At 66.8% G+C, this 17,993-nt stretch carries 22 protein-coding genes and 1 tRNA gene; 15 read left to right on the plus strand and 8 right to left on the minus strand.

Translation table 11 applies throughout. The features are described from left to right. Window positions 1-99 precede the first annotated feature (99 nt). The 3 genes from rpoZ to PO768_RS08565 are packed head-to-tail and all read right to left on the minus strand — an operon-like array spanning window position 100 to window position 1,867. Window positions 100-303 carry a DNA-directed RNA polymerase subunit omega gene (gene rpoZ, locus PO768_RS08555; RefSeq protein ID WP_124452325.1) on the minus strand — a complete coding sequence of 68 codons (204 nt, stop codon included), beginning with the start codon at window positions 301-303 and terminating at the stop codon, window positions 100-102. 21 nt (window positions 304-324) lie between these two features. After that, window positions 325-945, minus strand: a complete 621-nt coding sequence (gene gmk, locus PO768_RS08560) for a guanylate kinase (RefSeq protein ID WP_137941943.1) — start codon at window positions 943-945, stop codon at window positions 325-327. 10 nt (window positions 946-955) lie between these two features. After that, window positions 956-1,867 (minus strand): YicC/YloC family endoribonuclease, encoded by a 912-nt coding sequence (locus PO768_RS08565; protein ID WP_262967961.1) that lies wholly within the window; start codon window positions 1,865-1,867, stop codon window positions 956-958. Window positions 1,868-1,899: 32 nt separating this feature from the next. Here PO768_RS08565 and PO768_RS08570 point away from each other — a divergent pair, with 32 nt between their 5' ends. From PO768_RS08570 to hemW, 5 genes are read left to right on the plus strand one after another with little or no spacing between them, the layout of a single operon-like run. Beyond that, a complete protein-coding gene (locus PO768_RS08570; protein WP_137942250.1) occupies window positions 1,900-2,868 on the plus strand; it encodes a serine/threonine protein kinase in 969 nt (322 codons plus the stop codon). Next, a complete protein-coding gene (locus tag PO768_RS08575; RefSeq protein WP_262967962.1) occupies window positions 2,865-3,797 on the plus strand; it encodes a PP2C family protein-serine/threonine phosphatase in 933 nt (310 codons plus the stop codon). The genes PO768_RS08570 and PO768_RS08575 overlap by 4 nt, the downstream gene beginning before the upstream one ends. Window positions 3,798-3,814: 17 nt before the next feature. After that, window positions 3,815-4,552, plus strand: coding sequence for a ribonuclease PH (gene rph / locus PO768_RS08580; protein ID WP_272645721.1), 738 nt, complete (start codon window positions 3,815-3,817; stop codon window positions 4,550-4,552). Next, complete coding sequence (rdgB, locus tag PO768_RS08585) at window positions 4,549-5,157, plus strand: RdgB/HAM1 family non-canonical purine NTP pyrophosphatase (protein WP_272645722.1); 609 nt, start codon at window positions 4,549-4,551, stop codon at window positions 5,155-5,157. The genes rph and rdgB overlap by 4 nt, the downstream gene beginning before the upstream one ends. A gap of 4 nt (window positions 5,158-5,161) precedes the next feature. Beyond that, window positions 5,162-6,364 carry a radical SAM family heme chaperone HemW gene (gene hemW / locus PO768_RS08590; protein ID WP_272645723.1) on the plus strand — a complete coding sequence of 401 codons (1,203 nt, stop codon included), beginning with the start codon at window positions 5,162-5,164 and terminating at the stop codon, window positions 6,362-6,364. A gap of 12 nt (window positions 6,365-6,376) precedes the next feature. On the opposite strand, the gene PO768_RS08595 is transcribed toward hemW, so the two are convergent. From PO768_RS08595 to PO768_RS08605, 3 genes are read right to left on the minus strand one after another with little or no spacing between them, the layout of a single operon-like run. Next, window positions 6,377-7,471: a protein-glutamate methylesterase/protein-glutamine glutaminase gene (locus PO768_RS08595; RefSeq protein WP_137942255.1), complete on the minus strand. Its 1,095-nt coding sequence runs from the start codon at window positions 7,469-7,471 to the stop codon at window positions 6,377-6,379. A gap of 24 nt (window positions 7,472-7,495) precedes the next feature. After that, on the minus strand, window positions 7,496-8,164 hold the full coding sequence (gene cheD / locus PO768_RS08600; RefSeq protein ID WP_262967966.1) for a chemoreceptor glutamine deamidase CheD: 669 nt from the start codon (window positions 8,162-8,164) through the stop codon (window positions 7,496-7,498). Window positions 8,165-8,208: 44 nt separating this feature from the next. Next, window positions 8,209-9,072 (minus strand): CheR family methyltransferase, encoded by an 864-nt coding sequence (locus PO768_RS08605; protein ID WP_272645724.1) that lies wholly within the window; start codon window positions 9,070-9,072, stop codon window positions 8,209-8,211. Between the two features lie 166 nt (window positions 9,073-9,238). Here PO768_RS08605 and PO768_RS08610 point away from each other — a divergent pair, with 166 nt between their 5' ends. Genes PO768_RS08610 through PO768_RS08620 form a run of 3 tightly spaced genes read left to right on the plus strand, consistent with a single transcriptional unit; the run spans window position 9,239 to window position 11,164 of the window. Continuing rightward, window positions 9,239-9,964 carry a GGDEF domain-containing protein gene (locus tag PO768_RS08610; protein WP_272645725.1) on the plus strand — a complete coding sequence of 242 codons (726 nt, stop codon included), beginning with the start codon at window positions 9,239-9,241 and terminating at the stop codon, window positions 9,962-9,964. Further along, entirely contained in the window at window positions 9,961-10,764 is an 804-nt protein-coding gene (locus PO768_RS08615; RefSeq protein WP_272645726.1) for a MinD/ParA family protein, read from the plus strand. Before PO768_RS08610 ends, PO768_RS08615 begins: the two co-directional genes overlap by 4 nt. A gap of 7 nt (window positions 10,765-10,771) precedes the next feature. Then, a complete protein-coding gene (locus PO768_RS08620) occupies window positions 10,772-11,164 on the plus strand; it encodes a group II truncated hemoglobin (RefSeq protein ID WP_272645727.1) in 393 nt (130 codons plus the stop codon). An 11-nt stretch (window positions 11,165-11,175) separates the two neighbouring features. Here the strand turns inward: PO768_RS08620 and PO768_RS08625 are convergent, their stop codons facing one another. Both PO768_RS08625 and radC read right to left on the minus strand, forming a co-directional pair. After that, the gene (locus tag PO768_RS08625; RefSeq protein ID WP_272645728.1) at window positions 11,176-11,826 is read right to left on the minus strand and encodes a Smr/MutS family protein; all 651 of its coding nucleotides are present in this window, start codon (window positions 11,824-11,826) and stop codon (window positions 11,176-11,178) included. After that, a complete protein-coding gene (gene radC / locus PO768_RS08630) occupies window positions 11,826-12,500 on the minus strand; it encodes a RadC family protein (RefSeq protein ID WP_269840909.1) in 675 nt (224 codons plus the stop codon). Before radC ends, PO768_RS08625 begins: the two co-directional genes overlap by 1 nt. Window positions 12,501-12,559: 59 nt before the next feature. Here radC and PO768_RS08635 point away from each other — a divergent pair, with 59 nt between their 5' ends. The 7 genes from PO768_RS08635 to PO768_RS08665 all read left to right on the plus strand — a co-directional run bounded on the left by PO768_RS08635 (window position 12,560) and on the right by PO768_RS08665 (window position 17,984). Continuing rightward, a complete protein-coding gene (locus PO768_RS08635; protein WP_137942263.1) occupies window positions 12,560-13,003 on the plus strand; it encodes an FKBP-type peptidyl-prolyl cis-trans isomerase in 444 nt (147 codons plus the stop codon). Beyond that, a complete protein-coding gene (gene ispH, locus PO768_RS08640) occupies window positions 13,003-13,977 on the plus strand; it encodes a 4-hydroxy-3-methylbut-2-enyl diphosphate reductase (protein WP_272645729.1) in 975 nt (324 codons plus the stop codon). The genes PO768_RS08635 and ispH overlap by 1 nt, the downstream gene beginning before the upstream one ends. An 84-nt stretch (window positions 13,978-14,061) precedes the next feature. Further along, window positions 14,062-15,357 (plus strand): serine--tRNA ligase, encoded by a 1,296-nt coding sequence (serS, locus tag PO768_RS08645; protein WP_272645730.1) that lies wholly within the window; start codon window positions 14,062-14,064, stop codon window positions 15,355-15,357. 91 nt (window positions 15,358-15,448) lie between these two features. Then, a tRNA-Ser gene (locus tag PO768_RS08650) sits at window positions 15,449-15,536 on the plus strand. Window positions 15,537-15,716: 180 nt separating this feature from the next. Further along, complete coding sequence (locus PO768_RS08655; protein WP_137942266.1) at window positions 15,717-15,977, plus strand: hypothetical protein; 261 nt, start codon at window positions 15,717-15,719, stop codon at window positions 15,975-15,977. A 106-nt stretch (window positions 15,978-16,083) separates the two neighbouring features. Continuing rightward, a complete protein-coding gene (locus tag PO768_RS08660; RefSeq protein WP_272645731.1) occupies window positions 16,084-17,190 on the plus strand; it encodes a sensor histidine kinase in 1,107 nt (368 codons plus the stop codon). Beyond that, complete coding sequence (locus PO768_RS08665) at window positions 17,187-17,984, plus strand: LytR/AlgR family response regulator transcription factor (protein WP_272645732.1); 798 nt, start codon at window positions 17,187-17,189, stop codon at window positions 17,982-17,984. The genes PO768_RS08660 and PO768_RS08665 overlap by 4 nt, the downstream gene beginning before the upstream one ends. Window positions 17,985-17,993 lie beyond the last annotated feature (9 nt).

Genomic DNA, 17,993 nt, shown 5'->3' on the forward strand with positions numbered 1-17,993 from the left:
TGCAACTTGCGTTGCAGGGCATTGTCTTCAGGCCTTCAGCTTAGCGTCAGAGTATTGACACGGACTGCTGAGGCGCCTTTTTGCGGGTGCAGCGAGGGCTTAGACCGGCACCTTGCGCAGCATCTCGATGCCCACTTCGCCGGCGGCGATCTCGCGCAGCGCGGTCACGCCGGGCTTGTTCTTGCTCTCGATCTTGGGCGTGTGGCCCTGGCTCAGCATGCGGGCGCGATAGGTTGCGGCAAGCACCAACTGGAAGCGGTTCGGGATCTTGGTCAGACAGTCTTCGACAGTGATGCGGGCCATTTTGTTTCCAGTACGGGTGGTTCAGGGAAGATCAAGAGCGCGGAAGACGGCGGAGCGATTCCGGCGCTGAGCAGCGTATTTTAACCTTTGTGCGTGGACGATAGCTTTCAGGTCGAAAACAGCGGTGTCAAACACTGCGTTGACGACGACGAAATCGAAGCGGTGCGCCTGAGCCACCTCGATGCGCGCATTGGCCATGCGCCGCTCGATCACGGCGGCCTCGGTGTCGCCACGGCGATTCAGGCGTTGCTGCAATTCCTCCCAGGACGGCGGCAGGATGAAGACCAGCACCGCATAGGGGAACAGCTGCTTGATCTGCAGCGCACCCTGGAAGTCGATCTCCAGCACGACATCATCGCCGGCCGCCATGCGCGCCTCGATCGCGGCGCGCGAGGTGCCGTAGAGATTGCCATGCACCTCGGCCCACTCGAAGAAGTCGCCGTGCTCGACCTTGGCGCGGAACTCCTCGGGCGTGATGAACCAGTACTCGCGGCCATGCTGCTCCTGGCCGCGCGGCGCGCGCGAGGTGTGCGAGATCGAGACGGCCAGCTTGGCATCGAGTTCAAGCAAGGCCTTGACCAGGCTGGATTTGCCGGCGCCGCTGGGCGCGGCGACGACGAAGAGATTGCCGGGGTATTCCATATCAGCCTGCTTATTCAATGTTTTGAACCTGCTCGCGCATCTGCTCGATCGCCACCTTCATCTCGACCGAGACATTGGTCAGCTCCAGCGCGGCGGATTTCGAGCCCAGGGTGTTGGCTTCGCGATGTAACTCCTGTATCAGGAAGTCAAGCCGCTTGCCGATCTCGCCGCCTTTTTTCAGCAGCCGTGCGATCTCTTCCAGATGGGCGCGCAGGCGGGCCAGTTCCTCGGCCACGTCGATGCGGATCGCGTAGGCGGCAGCCTCGTTGAGGGCGCGCTCGCGCAGCGCGTCTTCCGGGATGCTCTGGCCCGCACCGGTCGCGACCAGGGCCTCCTGCCAGCGCTCCAGAAAGCGCTGCTGCTGGCGTTGCACCACGGCCGGCACCAGCGGCTCGGCCTGGGTGGCCAGTTCGCGCAGCCGGCCGATGCGCTCCATCAGGATGGCAACCAGCTTCTCGCCCTCGCGCTCGCGCGCCTCGGCAAGACCTGACACGCAGCGGCGCGCGGCCTCCAAGGTGGCCTCGTCCAGTTTTTCGGTGACGCCGCCGCCCTTGCACCATTGCATGATCTCGTGCACCGACAGCCCTTGGGCCTTGGGCAGCCAGCCCTGCACGGTGGACTCCAGGCGGGCCAGCCGGTTGAGCTGCTCGGGCTGGGGTTGGGGCCAGGTGTTGTCACCCTCGCGCTGGGTGTTGATGCGCATCTCGACCTTGCCGCGCTTCAATCCTGCGGTCAGCAGCTCGCGCAGCGCCGGCTCCAGGCCGCGCAAATCCTCGGGCATGCGAAAGCCAAGGTCGAGAAAACGCCCATTGACCGATCGGAGTTCAACCGTCACGCTCGCGCCGGTTTGAGTGCCGGTTTCACTGTGGGAAGAGGGTTGCGAGCTGGCGCTGGCATAACCCGTCATGCTGTAGACTGGCATCTCGCAATCGGTGTAGCAATCAAAACGCGATTATGTCAAAGCCGAAACCGGCGCCCTTGCCTGCGGGTACGGTGGTAGGGGGCTACCAGATCATCAAGAAGCTGGCAGCAGGCGGATTCGGTGTTGTTTATCTGGCCGAAGACCCCGAGCACCACCTCGTTGCCCTGAAGGAATACCTGCCTTCCAGCCTGGCCGAGCGCTCGCCCGGAGAACTGACGCCGCGCGTCAAGCCCGAGAAGCAGCCGCTGTACCGACTCGGCTTGCGCAGCTTCTTCGAGGAAGGCCGCTCGCTGGCGCAGATCTCGCATCCCAGCGTGGTCTCGGTGCTGAACTTCCTGCGCGAGAACGAAACCGTCTATATGGTGATGAACTATCTGCAGGGCGACACTTTGCAGGATTTCATCGTCACCGCCCGCGACCTCAAGCGCGACAAGGTGTTCCGCGAGTCAACCATCCGCAGCCTCTACGACGAGATCCTGCGCGGCCTGCGCATCGTCCATCAGCACAAGATGCTGCACCTGGACATCAAGCCGGCCAATATCTTCATCACCAATGACAACAAGGCCGTGCTCTTGGACTTTGGCGCCGCGCGAGAGGTGCTGAGCAAGGAAGGCAATTTCATCCGGCCCATGTACACGCCCGGCTTCGCCGCGCCCGAGATGTACCGCCGCGATGGCTCCTTGGGCCCCTGGACCGACATCTACGCGATCGGTGCCTGCATTTACGCCGGCATGCAGGGCTATCCGCCCAACGATGCGCCGCAGCGCCTGGAGAAGGACCGGCTGGCGCTGAGCCTGTCGCGCTTGCGCAATGTCTATTCCGACAACCTGATCGAGGTGACGGAGTGGTGCATGTCGCTGGACCCCTTGTCGCGGCCGCAAAGCGTGTTCGCGCTGCAAAAGGAACTGGCCCGTGAGACCGAGAGGCGCTACACCAAGCTGAGCTTCAGCGAACGCTTGAAGCTGCAGCTCGAGAATCTCAAGACCGGGGCGAAGGCGTGAAATTCGGCATCTACCAGGTCAGCCGACGCGGGGGCCGGGAGAAGAACGAAGACCGCATGGGTTACTGCTACACCCGCGAGGCCGGCCTGTTCGCGCTGGCCGACGGCATGGGTGGCCACCCCGAGGGCGAGGTGGCCGCGCAGATCACCTTGCAGACCTTGGCGGCGATGTTCCAGCGCGATGCCAAGCCGACCCTGGCCGACCCGGCGCGCTTTCTGCAAGACGCGGTGCTGATCGCGCATCAGACCCTGCTGCGCTACGGCACCGACAAGAACCTGGGCGACACGCCGCGCACCACCGTGGTCGCCTGCGTGCTGCAGGGGGGCTATGTGTTCTGGGCCCATTGCGGCGACTCGCGGCTCTATATGGTGCGCGCCGGCCATCTGATCGCCCGTACCCGCGACCACTCCTATTCCGAGCTGCAGGAGGCGCTGGGCCGCAGCGCGAGCGGGGCCGAGCGCTTCAATCGCAATGTGCTGTTCACCTGCCTGGGCAGCCCGGGCAAGCCGATGGTGGACATCAGCGGGCCGCTGGCGCTGGAGCCGGGGGACAGGCTGCTGCTGTGCTCCGACGGTCTGTGGGGCACGGTGGGCGACCCGGAGCTGGTGACGCAGCTGGCCGCACTGCCGATTGCCGATGCGGTGCCGGAGCTGGTCGAGCAGGCGCTGCGCAATGGCGGGCCGCGCTGCGACAATGTCACCGCGCTGGCCGTCGAATGGGAGGGCGAGGATGAGCCCGAGGGCGCCATCTCCACCCAGGACCTCGGCGATGAGGGCTTCGCCTCGACAATACAGGCTGCGGCCGCCGCCCTCCAGGCGCAGGAGCGCAAGAGCGGCGAGCTGGACGAGGCCGAGATCGACCGATCGGTGCGCGAGATCAACGAGGCCATTGCCCAGGCCCGGCAGCGCAGCGCCTCCAAGCAAAAGTAGAACCTGAAGGATTTTCGATGAGCAAGATCAACGACGCGCCGCGCTCCGCCGGACGCGCGGCCGATGCGCTGCGCCCCGTGCGCCTGACGCGCCACTACACCCGCTATGCCGAGGGCTCGGTGCTGGTCGAGTTCGGCGAGACCAAGGTGCTGTGCACCGCCTCGGTCGAGGAAAAAGTGCCGTCGCACAAGCGCGGCTCCGGCGAGGGCTGGGTCACCGCCGAGTACGGCATGCTGCCGCGCGCCACCCATAGCCGTGGCGACCGCGAGGCCGCGCGCGGCAAGCAAAGCGGCCGCACCCAGGAGATCCAGCGCCTGATCGGCCGCTCGCTGCGCTGCGTGTTCGACCTGAAGCTGCTGGGCGAGCGCACCATCTCGCTGGACTGCGATGTGATCCAGGCCGATGGCGGCACCCGCACCGCCGCGATCACCGGCGCCTATGTGGCCGCCCATGACGCGGTCAGTTGGTTGATCGGCCAGGGCAAGATCAGCACCTCGCCCATCAAGGACGCGGTGGCCGCAATCTCGGTGGGCATGCTGGAGGGCCGGCCGCTGCTGGACCTCGAGTACACCGAGGATTCGAGCTGCGACACCGATATGAATGTGGTGATGACCGGGGCTGGCGGCTTTGTCGAGCTGCAGGGCACGGCCGAGGGCGTGGCCTTCACCCGCGCCGAGATGAACGCCTTGCTCGACCTGGCCGAGAAGGGCATCCGCGAGCTGCTGGCCGCACAGAAGGCGGCGCTGGCGGCATGAAGACGATCGTGCTGGCGTCCAACAACGCCAAGAAGCTCGCCGAGCTGCAGGCGCTGTTCGCGCCGCTGGGCGTCGAACTCGTCACGCAGGGCAGCCTGGGCATCCCCGAGGCCGATGAGCCCTTCGACAGCTTCGTCGAGAACGCGCTGACCAAGGCCCGCCATGCGGCCAATCTCAGCGGCCTGCCGGCCCTGGCCGACGACTCGGGCCTGGCGGTCGAGGCTCTGGGTGGCGCGCCGGGCGTGCTGTCGGCCCGCTATGCGACGCTGTTCGGCCGACCCAAGAGCGATGCCGAGAACAATGCCGTGCTGCTGGAGCAGCTGGCCGGCGTCGAGCAGCGCGCGGCCCGTTTTGTCTGCGCGCTGGTGGCGGTGCGCTCGGCGCAGGATCCCGAGCCGCTGATCGCGATGGGGCGTTGGCAGGGTCAGGTCTTGCCGGCCTTGAGCGGCGAGGGCGGTTTCGGCTATGACCCGCTGCTCTTCATCCCCTCGCTGGGCCGCAGCGTCGCACAGCTCAGCGCGGCGGAGAAGAACGCGCTGAGCCACCGGGCCCTGGCCGCCGCCGATCTGGCGACGCAGATGCGCGAGAGCTGGCACCTGGGCTGACGCGATGGCTGATGTGATCAAGCTGATGCGCCCTGGCACCCTGAGCCTGGCCGCCTTGCCGCCGCTGTCGCTCTATGTGCACCTGCCCTGGTGCCTGCGCAAATGCCCTTACTGCGATTTCAACTCGCATGAATGGCAGGGCGGCAAGGAACTGCCGGCCGAGACGGCACGCGAGTACCTGGCGGCCCTGCGCGCCGATCTCGAGGCGGCGCTGCCGCTGATCTGGGGCCGCCCGGTCGTCAGCATCTTCATCGGCGGCGGCACGCCCAGCCTGTTCGCGCCGGAGCAGATTGCCGAGTTGATCTCGGACCTGCGCGCCCGCCTGCCGCTGGAGCCCGGCTGCGAGATCACCTTGGAGGCCAACCCGGGCACCTTCGAGCGTGACCGCTTCAAGGGCTTTCGCGAGGCCGGCGTGACGCGGCTGTCGATCGGCGTGCAGAGCTTTGACGATGCCAAGCTGAAGGCCCTGGGCCGCGTGCACAACGCCGACCAGGCCAAGGCCGCGATTGCCGAGGCGGCCGACTGCTTCGAGACCTTCAATATCGATCTGATGTATGCGCTGCCGGGCCAGAGCCTGGACGAGCTGGCGCTCGAACTCGATACCGCGCTGGCCTATGCGCCGCCACATCTGTCGGTCTATCACCTGACGATAGAGCCGAACACGGTGTTCGCGACGCGGCCGCCCGAGCAGCTGCCCGACCCCGATCTGGCCAGCGAGATGCTGGACCTGATCACCGCACGCACCGGCGCGCTGGGCATGGAGCGCTACGAGGTTTCGGCCTATGCCAAGCCGACGCACCGCTGCGCCCACAACCTGAACTACTGGCAGTTCGGCGACTATCTGGGCATAGGTGCCGGCGCGCACAGCAAGCTGAGCTTCCCGCACCGCGTGCTGCGCCAGGTGCGCTGGCGCGAGCCGGCCGCCTATATGGCCAAGGCCGCCGAGGGCCAGGCGGTATCGAATGAAAACGAGGTCGGCCGCCGCGAGCTGCCCTTCGAGTTCATGCTCAATGCGCTGCGCCTGCGCGAGGGCGTGCCGCTGACGCAGTACCTGGAGCGCACCGGCTTGCCGCCGTCCAGCATCGCCAAGGCGCTGGAGCAGGCGCGTGCCAAGGGCCTGCTCGAAGCCGACCCGGCACGGCTGACGCCGACCGCGCGCGGCTTTGACTTCCTGAGCGATCTGCAGTCGCTGTTTCTCGACGCCTGAGCGCAGCGCCGGTCAAACCCGGTTCAGCGACATGCCCGAGGTGCTGCGCAGGCGCTCGATCAGGCGCGGTGCGATCTGCTGCAGCGGCAGCACCTCGTCGGCCGCGCCGGCGGCGATCGCCTCGCGCGGCATGCCGAACACCACGCAGGTGGCCTCGTCCTGCACGAAGTTGTAGGAGCCGGCGTCCTTCATGACCTTCATCGCCTTGGCACCGTCGGCGCCCATGCCGGTCAGCATCACGCCCAGCGCGTTCGGCCCGACCACGCGGGCCGCCGAATGGAACAGCACCTCGACCGAGGGCTTGTGGCGGTTCACCGGCTCGCCGTCCTGCACGCGGGCGATGTAGTTGGCGCCCGAGCGCTCGACGCTCAGATGGAAGCCGCCCGGCGCGATATAGCCGTGGCCGGGCAGGATGCGCTCGCCGTCCTGCGCTTCCTTGACGCGGATGCGGCACAGGCCGTCCAGCCGCGCCGCATAGCTCTTGGTGAAGCCCGGCGGCATGTGCTGGGTGATCACGACGGCTGGGCAGTCGGCCGGCAGATTGATCAAGACGTCCTTGGTCGCCTCGGTGCCGCCGGTGGAGGCGCCGATGAAGATGATCTTCTCGGTCGACATGCGGCCCAGGCTGGCCATCGTCACCGGCTTGGCCGGCGCCGCCGGCGCGCCACCGGCCGTCGGCGCGGCGGCGGCCGGTGCCCGACGGATATGGGCCTTGGACGCGATGCGTATCTTGTCGGTGATGTCGTCGGCCAGCTGGCGGATGCCGTCGGCCACACCGATTTTTGGCTTGGCGACAAAGTCCACCGCCCCCAGCTCCAGCGCCTTCATCGTGACCTCGGCGCCGCGCTCGGTCAGCGTCGACACCATCACGACCGGCATCGGCCGCAAGCGCATCAGCCGCTGCAGGAAGTCGAGCCCGTCCATCTTGGGCATCTCGACATCGAGCGTGATGACGTCCGGGTTCAGGTTACGTATCATCTCGCGCGCCACCAGCGGGTCGGCGGCGGCGCCGATGCACTCCATATCGGACTGGCGATTGATGATCTCGGTGAGGATGGAGCGCACCAGCGCCGAATCATCCACCACCACCACTTTGGTCTTGGCCATTTACTTCTCCTCGGGGTCGCGAGCTCAGAACAGATCGACGGAGCCGCCCGTGGCGACCACCGGCTGAGCCTTCTGGGCGGCGGCGCGGTCCTGCTGGACCAGCGCATCGGTATTGGTGGGGGCCAGGCGCTTGACCATGGCCTTGCCGCTGTGCGGCAGGAAGCAGACCTTGCGCGGATAGACGTCCAACACGTCCTTGGAGACGATGGGGATGCGCTCGGTCTTCAGATAGTCGATCACGAAATTGGTGTTGCGCTCGCCGACATTGATGGTGTTCATGCCGGCAATCACCGCGCCGCCACCAAAGATCTTGGCTTCCATCCGACTCTTGGCTGCACCGCGCTTCATCATCTCGTTGATCAGCAACTCCATCGCGAACGAGCCGTAGCGGCCCGAGTCGCCGGCGCCCTCGGGCAGCATGAAGTGGTTCATGCCGCCGACCATCGCATGCCGGTCCCACAGACAGGCGGCGATGCAGGAGCCCAGCGTGGTCATCACCAGGATGTCTTCGTTGTCGACGAAATACTCGCCGGGCAGGATCTTGACCGCCGCATTCTTGAAGTGGGCGTCGTAGAAGAAGAACGAGGCTTCGCCCTGCTTGCGCGTCTGCGCCTTCAGTTGCGCCACGCGCGCCGCGCCTGCACCGCTGGAGATCACACCGGCGTTGCCGGCTTGGGTCTGGGGCGTGCTCATCATTCTTTATCGGCCAGGGTGGGGAGTTCTTGAGCGGCGCGCGCTCAGACCTTTTCGTAGATCGTCTTGCCGCGCAGCCGGAACAGATCGCGCGACTCGGTGAAATTCTCCGAATGGCCGACGAACAGCAGGCCATGGGGTTTCATGACCCGGTGGATGCGCTCCAGCACCTTGCGCTGCGTGGGCGCATCGAAATAAATCATCACATTGCGGCAGAACACGATCTGGAAGGGGTCGCCCAGCGACCATTGCTGGTCCATCAGGTTCAGGCTGCGGAACTCTATCCATTTCTGCAACTCGGGCTTGACGCGGATGCGGCCCTCGTTGGCGCCGGTGCCGCGCATGAAGAAGTTCTTCAGGCGCTGCGGCGACAGGCCGCGGGCGTCGGCGGTATAGACGCCGCGCCGCGCGGTGTTCAGCACATTGGTGTCGATGTCGCTGGCAACGATCTGCACCGAGGCACTGCTGCCAAGCGCTTCGCTGCAGCTGATTGCGATCGAGTAAGGCTCCTCGCCGGTCGAGGCGGCGCAGCACCAGATGCGCAGCGGCTTGCCGGCCAGTGGCTTCAGGTCCTCGGCCAGCGCATGGAAGTGATGGTCTTCGCGGAAAAAGGAGGTCAGGTTGGTGGTCAGGCAGTTGACGAACTCCTGCCATTCCTGGTCCGCCTGCGGGCCGGTGGCCGCCTCCAGCCACTGCAGATAGCTGGCGAAGCTGCGGTGGCCGGTGTCGCGCAGCCGGCGCGAGAGCCGGCTGTAAACCATTGCATGCATGCCGTCGTGCAGGCTGATGCCGGCGTGTTTATAGCTCAGCGGGCGCACCCGGTCAAAGTCAGCGCGGCTGAAATTGAACTCATGGTCGATGGCTTCGGTGGATGAGGCGTTATTGGGTGAAGCGGCCATGGTTGTCATTGGTTTTGTGCGCACCGCGCACGCTGGATTGATTTTGCATCCGCCGCCAGTGTCTGTGGTGGCCAGTGCCCAAGATAGTGTGAACAGCCGGGTGAACCCCTCACTATTTCCGCCCCTCTTCGGGATAACCCCCCTGCTAGACTGCCGCCACACCTTCGGGAGCCTCTTGGACTCAAGCCTACACCCCCCTTCGCTGATCGATGCTCGCGATCTGCAGCTTGACCTGGCCTTGCAGCTGCTGCAGCAGGCCGGCGCTTTGCTGCCCGAGGCCGAGCCCTACAGCGCCGAATGGTTGCAAGGCCTGCTGGACGCGCTGTGCGATCTCTCCAGCAAGGATGCGCTGACCGGCCTGGTCAACCGCCGCAGCTTCGAGATGTCGCTGTCGCGCGAGGTCGATCGGGTTGCGCGCTCGGGCGAGCCTGCGTTGCTGCTGATGGTGGATATCGATCATTTCAAGGCCGTCAACGACAGCTACGGCCATGTGGCCGGCGATATGGTGATACAGGCGGTAGCGCGCAGCATCGCGCAGACGGTGCGGCCGATGGACACGGTGGCACGGGTCGGCGGCGAAGAGTTCGCCATCATCTTGCCCAACTGCCCCAGCACCTATGGCGCGACTGTGGCCGAGCGGCTGCGCGAGCGCGTGGCCGAGCAGAAAGTCGAGGTGGCAACGGGCCAGATGCTGCAGGTCACGGTCAGCCTAGGCGGTGCTTTTGCACCGCAATGGGTGCGTTCCTCGTCCCTGCTGTGGATAGAGCGGGCCGATCGCCAGCTCTACCGGGCCAAGGCCGAAGGCCGCAACCGCGCCTGCCTGGAGCCGCAAACCGACTCCCTGGTCAGTGCCGAGGAAAAAGGCATGTTGTTCGCTGTAACGCAACAGGATAGTGAATGAATACAACAACACCTGCTGCAAACCCGTCCGGCGCCAGGCTGCGCCCGGGTGCCCGCACGCTGGCCGTCACCAGCGGCAAGGGAGGCGTGGGCAAGACATTCGTCACGGCCAATCTGGCCGCCGCGCTGGCCGCCCGCGGCCAGAAGGTGCTGGTGCTGGACGCCGACCTGGGCCTGGCCAATCTGGATGTGGTGCTGAACCTGCACCCCAAGCTGACCCTGCACGACGTCTTCACCGACAAGGCCACGCTGGACCAGGCCATCCTGCCGGCGCCCGGCGGCTTCTCGGTGCTGCTGGCCGGCTCGGGCATGGTCGAGTACTCGCGGCTGACGCCCGAGGTGCGCGACAAGCTCCTCCCCATCGTCGAGCTGGTCAAGCCGCGCTTCGACGGGGTGCTGCTGGATACCGGCGCCGGCATCTCGGATGTGGTGCTGTTTGCGGTCTCGCTGGCCAGCGATGTGCTGGTGGTGGCGACGCCCGAGCCGACCTCGCTGACCGACGCCTACGCCACCATCAAGGTGCTGGCCACCCAGCAGGACCGCCGCCATGTGGGCCTGGTCGTCAACCAGGCCTCGCGTGCCGGCGAGGGCAAGATGATTTGCGGCCAGCTGCAGCAGGTGCTGCAACGCTTTGTCGCCGCCATCCCCGGCCAGAGTTTCAAGCTGGAGCTGCAGGGCGAGGTCAGGAACGATGTCTCGGTGCGCCAGGCGGTGCTCAAGCGCCAGCTGTTGCTCGAGCATTTCCCGGGCAGCGAGGCGGCCCAGGGCATCAAGGCACTGGCGCTGAAACTGCTCGGCTGAGGGCGTGATGGACTCCGACAACACCCCGGCCACGGCCTTCGCGTGGGTCGGCGGCGAGGCGGCGGTGCGCCGCCTGGTCGACCGCTTCTACGACCTGATGGACCTGGAGCCCGGCTATGCCCAGCTGCGCGCCGCGCATCCGGGCGGCCTGGACAGCGCGCGCGACAAGCTGTTCTGGTTTCTGTGCGGCTGGCTGGGTGGGCCCGACCACTACATCGAGCGCTTCGGTCACCCGCGCCTGCGCGCCCGCCACATGCCCTTCAAGATCGGCATCGCCGAGCGCGACCAATGGGTGGCCTGCATGGCGCAGGCGATGGCCGAGTGCGAGCTCGATCCTGCCTTGCAGCAGCGCCTGACCGAGTCGTTCATGGGCACCGCCGACTGGATGCGCAATATCTGATCGGCTTCTGATCAGCCGGCCTGTTGCAGCAGCACCATCAGCGCCCCGCTGCCGCCATCGCTGGCCCGCGCCTGCACAAAGGCCAGCACCTCCTGCTTCTGCACCAGCCAGCGCCTGACCTTGGCCTTCAGCACCGGCTCGCGGCCCGGCGAGCCATTACCCTTGCCGTGGACGACACGCACGCAGCGCAGGCCGCGCCGCGCGCTCTCGTGCACAAAGCCGCCCAGGGCCTCGCGCGCCTGATCGCGGCGCAGGCCATGCAGATCGATCTGCGCCTGCAGGGCCCAGTGGCCGCGGCGCAGCTTGCGCACCACCTCGGCACTGATCTCGGGGCGGCGAAAGGACAGGGTCTCGTCGGTCTCCAGCAGGGTGTCGACATCGAAATCGTCCGACAGCGCCTGCTGCAGCGCCAGCCGCTCGTCGGCCTCGCGCTGCAGCGGCTCCGGGGCAGGGGGGCGGCGCTCGTGCAGCACCCGCTGCTGCGTCGGCTTGAGCGCGATGACATCGCCGACCGTCAGCTCGAAGATGCGCCGCTCCTGGTCCAGCAACCGCGCCTGCGCGGCCGCCCGTTCGGCGCGCTCCTCGGCCAGCCGACGCGCCAGCGCCAGCTCTTGCTGCAGGCTTTTGAGATCCTGCAGGCTGCGCAGCGACTTGCCATTCATCACAGCAAGCCCCGCTCGGCCATCGAGATCACCTCGGCGCTGCCCACCACGAAATGGTCCAGCACCCGCATGTCCAGCAGCGCCAGCGCCGACTTCAGCCCCTGGGTCATCAGCTCGTCGGCCCGCGAGGGCTCGGCCACGCCGGAGGGGTGGTTGTGGGCCAGGATCACGGCGGCCGCGCCCAGCTCCAGGCCGCGCTTGACGACCTCGCGCGGGTAGACGCTGGTCTGGGTCAGGCTGCCCCGGAACATTTCCTCCATCGCGATCAGGCGGTGCTGGGCGTCGAGAAACAGCACCGCGAAGACCTCATGGCCCAGGGGCGCGAGCTTGAGTCGCAGGTAGTGCTTGACGGCCTCGGGGGCGTCGAACACCGGCCGCTGCGCCAGTTCCTGCAGCAGCGAACGGCGCGCGATCTCCAGCACGGCAGCAATCTCGGCGCGCTTGGCCGGGCCCAGGCCCTTGACGCACGCCAGATCGGCCACGCCGGCATGCAAGAGCCCGCTGAAGCCACCGAAGTCGTCGAGCAGCTGCTGCGCCAGCTGCAGCACCGGCAGGCCCTGGATGCCAGTCCGCAAGAGCAGGGCCAGCAACTCGGCATCGGCCAGCGCCTGGGGGCCGCGCGCGAGCAACTTTTCGCGCGGGCGCGCGTCGGGCGGCAGGTGATTGAGCGGCATGGCGGGCAGGGCAGGGGCGCGGGGCCTTAAAATCCGGCGAGTCTATCGAACAAAGTGCCATGAACCTTATCCAAGCCGGATCCTTTCTGACCCTGCATTACCGACTCGCAGGGCCCGATGGCGGCGACCTGATCAATACCTTTGACGACAAGCCCGCCACCTTGTCGCTGGGGACCGGCGAGCTCGCGCCGGCCATCGAGGCGCGCCTGATCGGCCTGCCCGAAGGCACGCGCACCCAGTTCGAGCTGGCGCCGGGCGAGGCTTTTGGCGAACGCAATCCGGAGCTGCTGCAGCGCATCAAGCGCAGCCTGATGCGCGAGCTCGGTGATCCGGACGAGGAGTACAGCATCGGCGACGTGGTGCAGTTCCCGACGCCCGACGGCCGGGGCGGCTATGGCGGCGTGGTGCGCGAGCTGGGCGAGGACTGGCTGCTGTTCGACTTCAACCACCCGCTGGCCGGCCAGCCGGTGAGCTTCGAAGTCCATGTGATCGGAGTGCTGTGATGAGCCCGATCGAACCCCAAGAAGTCATCCTGGCCGAACCGCGCGGCTTCTGTGCCGGTGTCGATCGGGCCATCGAGATCGTCGAGCGCGCGCACGTCAAGTTCGGCTCGCCGATCTATGTGCGCCACGAGCTCGTGCACAACACCTATGTGGTCAACGACCTGAAGGCGCGCGGCGCGATCTTCATCGAGGACTTGGCCGAGGTGCCGCCCGGTGCCACCCTGGTGTTCAGCGCCCACGGTGTCAGCCAGGCGGTACGCCAGGAGGCAGCCCAGCGCGGCTTCCAGGTCTTTGACGCGACCTGTCCGCTGGTGACCAAGGTCCATGTCGAGGTGGCCAAGCTGCATCGCGAGGGCTATGAGTTCATCATGATCGGCCACAAGGGACACCCCGAGGTCGAGGGCACGATGGGCCAACTCAGCGACGGCATCTATCTGGTCGAGGAGGTCGGTGACGTGGCCCATGTGCGTGTCAAGGACCCCGCCAAGCTGGCGGTCGTGACCCAGACCACCTTGAGCGTCGACGATGCCGCCGAGATCCTGGCGGCGGTCAAGCGGCACTTTCCGCAGGTGCGCGAGCCCAAGCAGCAGGACATCTGCTACGCCACGCAGAACCGCCAGGATGCTGTCAAGGTGCTGGCGCCCCAGGTCGATGTGGTGATCGTGGTCGGCAGCCCGACCAGCTCCAACAGCAACCGCCTGCGCGAGCTGTCCGAGCGCCTGGGCACGCCCGGCTATATGGTCGATGCGGCCGAGGATCTGCGGCTCGAGTGGCTGGAAGGCCGCTCGCGTGTGGGCCTGACGGCCGGCGCCTCGGCCCCCGATGTGCTGGTGCAGGCGGTGATCACGCGCCTGCGAGCGCTGGGCGCCACTGCGGTGCGCAGCCTGCCCGGCGTCGAGGAGCATGTGCGCTTCCCGCTGCCGCTGGGCCTGGGCGACAAGTCGATGGCCGAGCACAGTTCCTCCCGATCTTGAAGCGGGCGCCTATCGCATGACGCGGCGCCTGCACGAGGCGCCGTTTTGCTTTCATAGAATCGAACGAACACCAAGGACACCCCCATGCTGGACATCACCCTGCTGCGCAAAGACCTCGACGCCGTGGTCGCGCGCCTGAACACCCGCAAGAGCCCGCAAGCCTTTCTCGATGTCGAGCGCTATCAGGCGCTGGAGACCTCGCGCCGCAGCGTGCAGATGCGCACTGAGGAACTGCAGGCCCGTCGCAACAGCCTGTCCAAGCAGATCGGCATGCTCAAGGGCAAGGGTGAAGACGCCTCGGCCGTGATGGCCGAGGTCGGCGGCATTGGCGATGAGCTCAAGGCCGGCGCCGAGCGCCTGGACGCGATCCAGCAGGAACTCAACACCATGCTGATGAGCGTGCCCAATCTGCCGCATGAGAGCGTGCCGGTCGGGGCTGACGAGAGCGGCAATGTGGAAGTGCGCCGCTGGGGCAGTCCCCGGACCTTCGACTTCGAGCTCAAGGACCATGTGGACCTGGGCGCGGCCCTGGGCCTGGACTTCGAGCTAGGGGCCAAGCTCAGCGGCTCGCGCTTCACCTTTATGCGCGGCAAGGTCGCCAAGCTGCACCGGGCGCTGGCGCAGTTTATGCTGGACACGCAGACCGAGGCACACGGCTACACCGAGTGCTACACGCCTTACATCGTCAACCGCGAGGTGCTGGAAGGCACGGGCCAGCTGCCCAAGTTCAAGGAAGACATGTTCTGGGTGCTGCGTGGCGGTGACGAGGAGGCGGCCGAGCAGTACCTGATCTCGACCTCGGAAATCTCGCTGACCAATACCGTGCGCGAGCAGGTGCTGGATGAGGCCGCGCTGCCGATCAAGCTGACCGCCCACAGCCCCTGCTTCCGTTCGGAAGCGGGCAGTGCCGGCCGTGACACCCGCGGCCTGATCCGCCAGCATCAGTTCGACAAGGTCGAGATGGTGCAGATCACCCATCCGGACAAGAGCTATGAGGCGCTGGAGGAGATGGTCGGCCACGCCGAGGCCATCCTGCAGAAGCTGGGCCTGCCCTATCGCGTGCTGACGCTGTGCACCGGTGATATGGGCTTCGGCTCGACCAAGACCTACGACCTCGAGGTCTGGGTGCCGGCACAGAACACCTACCGCGAGATCAGCTCCTGCTCGAACTGCGAAGGCTTCCAGGCCCGTCGCATGCAGGCCCGCTTCAAGAACGCCCAGGGCAAGAACGAGCTGGTGCACACGCTCAATGGCTCCGGTCTGGCGGTCGGCCGCACCCTGGTGGCCGTGCTGGAGAACTATCAGAACGCCGACGGCAGCATCACGGTGCCCGAGGTGTTGCGCCCCTATCTGGGCGGTGCCGAGGTCTTGCGCGGCTGAAAAGCCAGCAAAGACTTGGAAACCGAAAAAAGTCCGCTATACTAGCGGGCTCAACTCGCAGCAAGACAAGCTTGCTGGGACACCAGAATTCGGAGAGGTGGCAGAGTGGTTGAATGTACCTGACTCGAAATCAGGCGGACGGAAACGTCTCGGGGGTTCGAATCCCCCCCTCTCCTCCAAGATTCACCTGGTGAATCATGCAAAAGCCAACCCACCAGGGTTGGCTTTTTGCTTTGTGGTCGTCCTTGTCGCTGGGACTCCCCCTTTCGAGGGCCCCCTTCAGTCGTATAGGCGTCGAGGGCCGTCGGACCGATAGTCATGCCCACACAGCGGCGGTGGGCGCCGCAAAGGAGCATCACATGCACTTTGAGGAAGTTGACGCGGGAGATTTCCGCATCTACGCCGGCGCGATCGAGCGGCCCCGCACCTTTGGCTATGTCGCCGCCGTGGTGGTGATGCGGGTGCGTGGCCAGGCGCCGCGTCAGGAAGCCTTTCGCGATGAGAACCTGGCCGGCGGCTATGGCTGGGCCTCGCCGTCCGACGCGCTGCGTTTTGCGGTCAATGCCGGGCGCGATGTCGTGATGTGTGGCGGCGGCTCGCTGTCCGCCGCGCGGGCCTGATCCAGGCGGTCGGCAAATCCGTCGCTAAGTACCGTCATTCCGTGCTTCGTCGCGTCAAGCCTCGCGCGGGCTTGGTCCGACACCCGGCGCCCGCTATCGTGTGGGCATGTATGAGGCACATCTTCCCGAGCTAGCCACGCGGCCGACCCTGCCCAGCCAGCGCCAGGCCTGGCTGGGTTTCCTCGCCTACCTGACGCCGTGGCGCCTGGGCCTGGCCTCGGGTGTGGCCGTGATCGCCGCCTTGCTGCTGACGCCGCTTTTCATCACGCCCTTGCCGGTGCTGCTGGGGCGCACGCTGTTCGTCGCCCTGCTGGCCCTGCTGGCCTTCTCGGCGGCGGGGCAATGGCCGCGACGCCTGCCCAGCTGGCTGGCGCGCTGGTTGTTCCAGGTGCTGGTGGTCGGCTTCAGCGTGCCGGTGGCCACCTTGCTGGTCTATCTGGTGGCGGTGGGTGGCGATATCGGCAGCCTGCTGCGCAGCGAGGGGCGGCTGCTGGGCTTTCTGTGGATCGCCGGCTCGGGCCTGCTGATCGGGCCGCTGCTGGCCATGGGGGCGCTGTACCGGCAACGCGATGCCGAGGCGCGCAGCCAGGCCCTGCGCTTCGAGCTGGAGCGCAGCGAGCTGGAGCGCAGGGCCCTGGACGCCCGGCTGCGCTTGCTGCAGGCCCAGGTGGAGCCGCACTTTCTGTTCAACACGCTGGCCAATGTGCGTGCCCTGGTCGAAACCGGCTCGGCCCAGGCCGCGCCGGTGCTGGGCAGCCTGATCGCCTATCTGCGCGCCGCGATGCCGCGCCTGCATGACGAGGCGGCCAGCCTGGGCGACGAGCTGGCTCTGGTGCGGGCCTATCTGGAGCTGATGCATCTGCGCATGCCGGATCGGCTCAACTACGGGATCCAGGTGCCTGCGGCGCTGCTGGGCCTGCGTTTCCCGCCGATGGCCTTGCTGACCCTGGTGGAGAACGCGGTGCGGCATGGCATCGACCCGAGCGAGGAGGGGGGCAGCATCGAGGTCTCGGGCCACCGGCTGGATCCCGACGGGCCGGTGTGCCTGTGGGTCAGCGACTCTGGCGTCGGCCTGGTTCAGCCGATGGGGGCGGGCACCGGACTGCGCAATCTGCGCGAGCGCCTGCAGGTGGTGTACGGGGCCTCGGCCCGCCTGGATCTGACCGAGAATCTGCCCCGAGGCCTGCGTGCCGAGATTCAGTTCAGCCCATGACCCTACGTGCACCCACCGCCCTGATTGCCGACGACGAACCCCTGCTGCGCGACAGCCTGGCGCGAGGCCTGGCCCAGGCCTGGCCCGAGTTGCAGGTGCTGGGGCAGGCGCGCAACGGGCGCGAGGCGGTGGCGCTGTTCGAGCGCCTGCAGCCCGATATCGTGTTTCTTGATGTGCATATGCCGGGCTTGAACGGGGTCGAGGCGGCCCGGGCGATGGCGCGGCGGGCCCATCTGGTCTTCGTCACCGCCTACGAGCAATACGCGGTCCAGGCCTTTGAGCAGGGCGCGCTGGACTATCTGGTCAAGCCGGTCGAGTCGGCCCGCCTGGCCGATACGGTGGGTCGGCTGCAGGAGCGGCTGCGCGGCGCGGCGCCGGCCGCCGGGGTCGACGCGGCGCTGGAGGCCGCCATTGCGCAGCTGACCGACCGGCTGCGCACGCCTGTGGCGGCAGCGGCACCGGCGCCGGCTTATCTGCAATGGCTGCGGGCCTCGGTGGGCGCCAGCCTGAAGCTGATCCCGGTCGAGCACATCATCTTCATGCGCTCCGACGAGAAGTACACCCTGGTGGTCTGGAACGAGGGCGAGGCCCTGATACGCACGCCGATCCGCGAGTTGATCGAGCAGCTGGACCCGCAGGTCTTCGTGCAGGTGCATCGCTCGGTGGTGGTGAGCATGCGCGCGATCAGCCATGTGACCCGCGGTCCGAATGAAACGGCCGATCTGCATCTGCGCGGCCGCGCCGAGGTGCTGCCGGTCAGCCGCAGCTATCTGCACCTGTTCCGGCAGATGTAGGGGCCCGGT

The sequence above is a fragment of the Paucibacter sp. XJ19-41 genome, from assembly GCF_028462495.1.
Taxonomy (GTDB): domain Bacteria; phylum Pseudomonadota; class Gammaproteobacteria; order Burkholderiales; family Burkholderiaceae_C; genus Roseateles_E.

What these genes read in the sequence shown, in the direction of transcription:
- radC (WP_269840909.1), bottom strand. Translation starts at nt 12,500, where the DNA reads ATGCCGCTCAATCACCTGCCGCCCGACGCGCGCCCGCGCGAAAAGTTG.
- rpoZ (WP_124452325.1), bottom strand. Translation starts at nt 303, where the DNA reads ATGGCCCGCATCACTGTCGAAGACTGTCTGACCAAGATCCCGAACCGC.
- gmk (WP_137941943.1), bottom strand. Translation starts at nt 945, where the DNA reads ATGGAATACCCCGGCAATCTCTTCGTCGTCGCCGCGCCCAGCGGCGCC.
- PO768_RS08595 (WP_137942255.1), bottom strand. Translation starts at nt 7,471, where the DNA reads ATGGCCAAGACCAAAGTGGTGGTGGTGGATGATTCGGCGCTGGTGCGC.
- rdgB (WP_272645722.1), top strand. Translation starts at nt 4,549, where the DNA reads ATGAAGACGATCGTGCTGGCGTCCAACAACGCCAAGAAGCTCGCCGAG.
- PO768_RS08655 (WP_137942266.1), top strand. Translation starts at nt 15,717, where the DNA reads ATGCACTTTGAGGAAGTTGACGCGGGAGATTTCCGCATCTACGCCGGC.
- PO768_RS08660 (WP_272645731.1), top strand. Translation starts at nt 16,084, where the DNA reads ATGTATGAGGCACATCTTCCCGAGCTAGCCACGCGGCCGACCCTGCCC.
- PO768_RS08635 (WP_137942263.1), top strand. Translation starts at nt 12,560, where the DNA reads ATGAACCTTATCCAAGCCGGATCCTTTCTGACCCTGCATTACCGACTC.
- PO768_RS08565 (WP_262967961.1), bottom strand. Translation starts at nt 1,867, where the DNA reads ATGCCAGTCTACAGCATGACGGGTTATGCCAGCGCCAGCTCGCAACCC.
- PO768_RS08605 (WP_272645724.1), bottom strand. Translation starts at nt 9,072, where the DNA reads ATGACAACCATGGCCGCTTCACCCAATAACGCCTCATCCACCGAAGCC.
- PO768_RS08570 (WP_137942250.1), top strand. Translation starts at nt 1,900, where the DNA reads ATGTCAAAGCCGAAACCGGCGCCCTTGCCTGCGGGTACGGTGGTAGGG.
- PO768_RS08625 (WP_272645728.1), bottom strand. Translation starts at nt 11,826, where the DNA reads ATGAATGGCAAGTCGCTGCGCAGCCTGCAGGATCTCAAAAGCCTGCAG.
- hemW (WP_272645723.1), top strand. Translation starts at nt 5,162, where the DNA reads ATGGCTGATGTGATCAAGCTGATGCGCCCTGGCACCCTGAGCCTGGCC.
- ispH (WP_272645729.1), top strand. Translation starts at nt 13,003, where the DNA reads ATGAGCCCGATCGAACCCCAAGAAGTCATCCTGGCCGAACCGCGCGGC.
- serS (WP_272645730.1), top strand. Translation starts at nt 14,062, where the DNA reads ATGCTGGACATCACCCTGCTGCGCAAAGACCTCGACGCCGTGGTCGCG.
- cheD (WP_262967966.1), bottom strand. Translation starts at nt 8,164, where the DNA reads ATGAGCACGCCCCAGACCCAAGCCGGCAACGCCGGTGTGATCTCCAGC.
- PO768_RS08615 (WP_272645726.1), top strand. Translation starts at nt 9,961, where the DNA reads ATGAATACAACAACACCTGCTGCAAACCCGTCCGGCGCCAGGCTGCGC.
- PO768_RS08665 (WP_272645732.1), top strand. Translation starts at nt 17,187, where the DNA reads ATGACCCTACGTGCACCCACCGCCCTGATTGCCGACGACGAACCCCTG.
- rph (WP_272645721.1), top strand. Translation starts at nt 3,815, where the DNA reads ATGAGCAAGATCAACGACGCGCCGCGCTCCGCCGGACGCGCGGCCGAT.
- PO768_RS08620 (WP_272645727.1), top strand. Translation starts at nt 10,772, where the DNA reads ATGGACTCCGACAACACCCCGGCCACGGCCTTCGCGTGGGTCGGCGGC.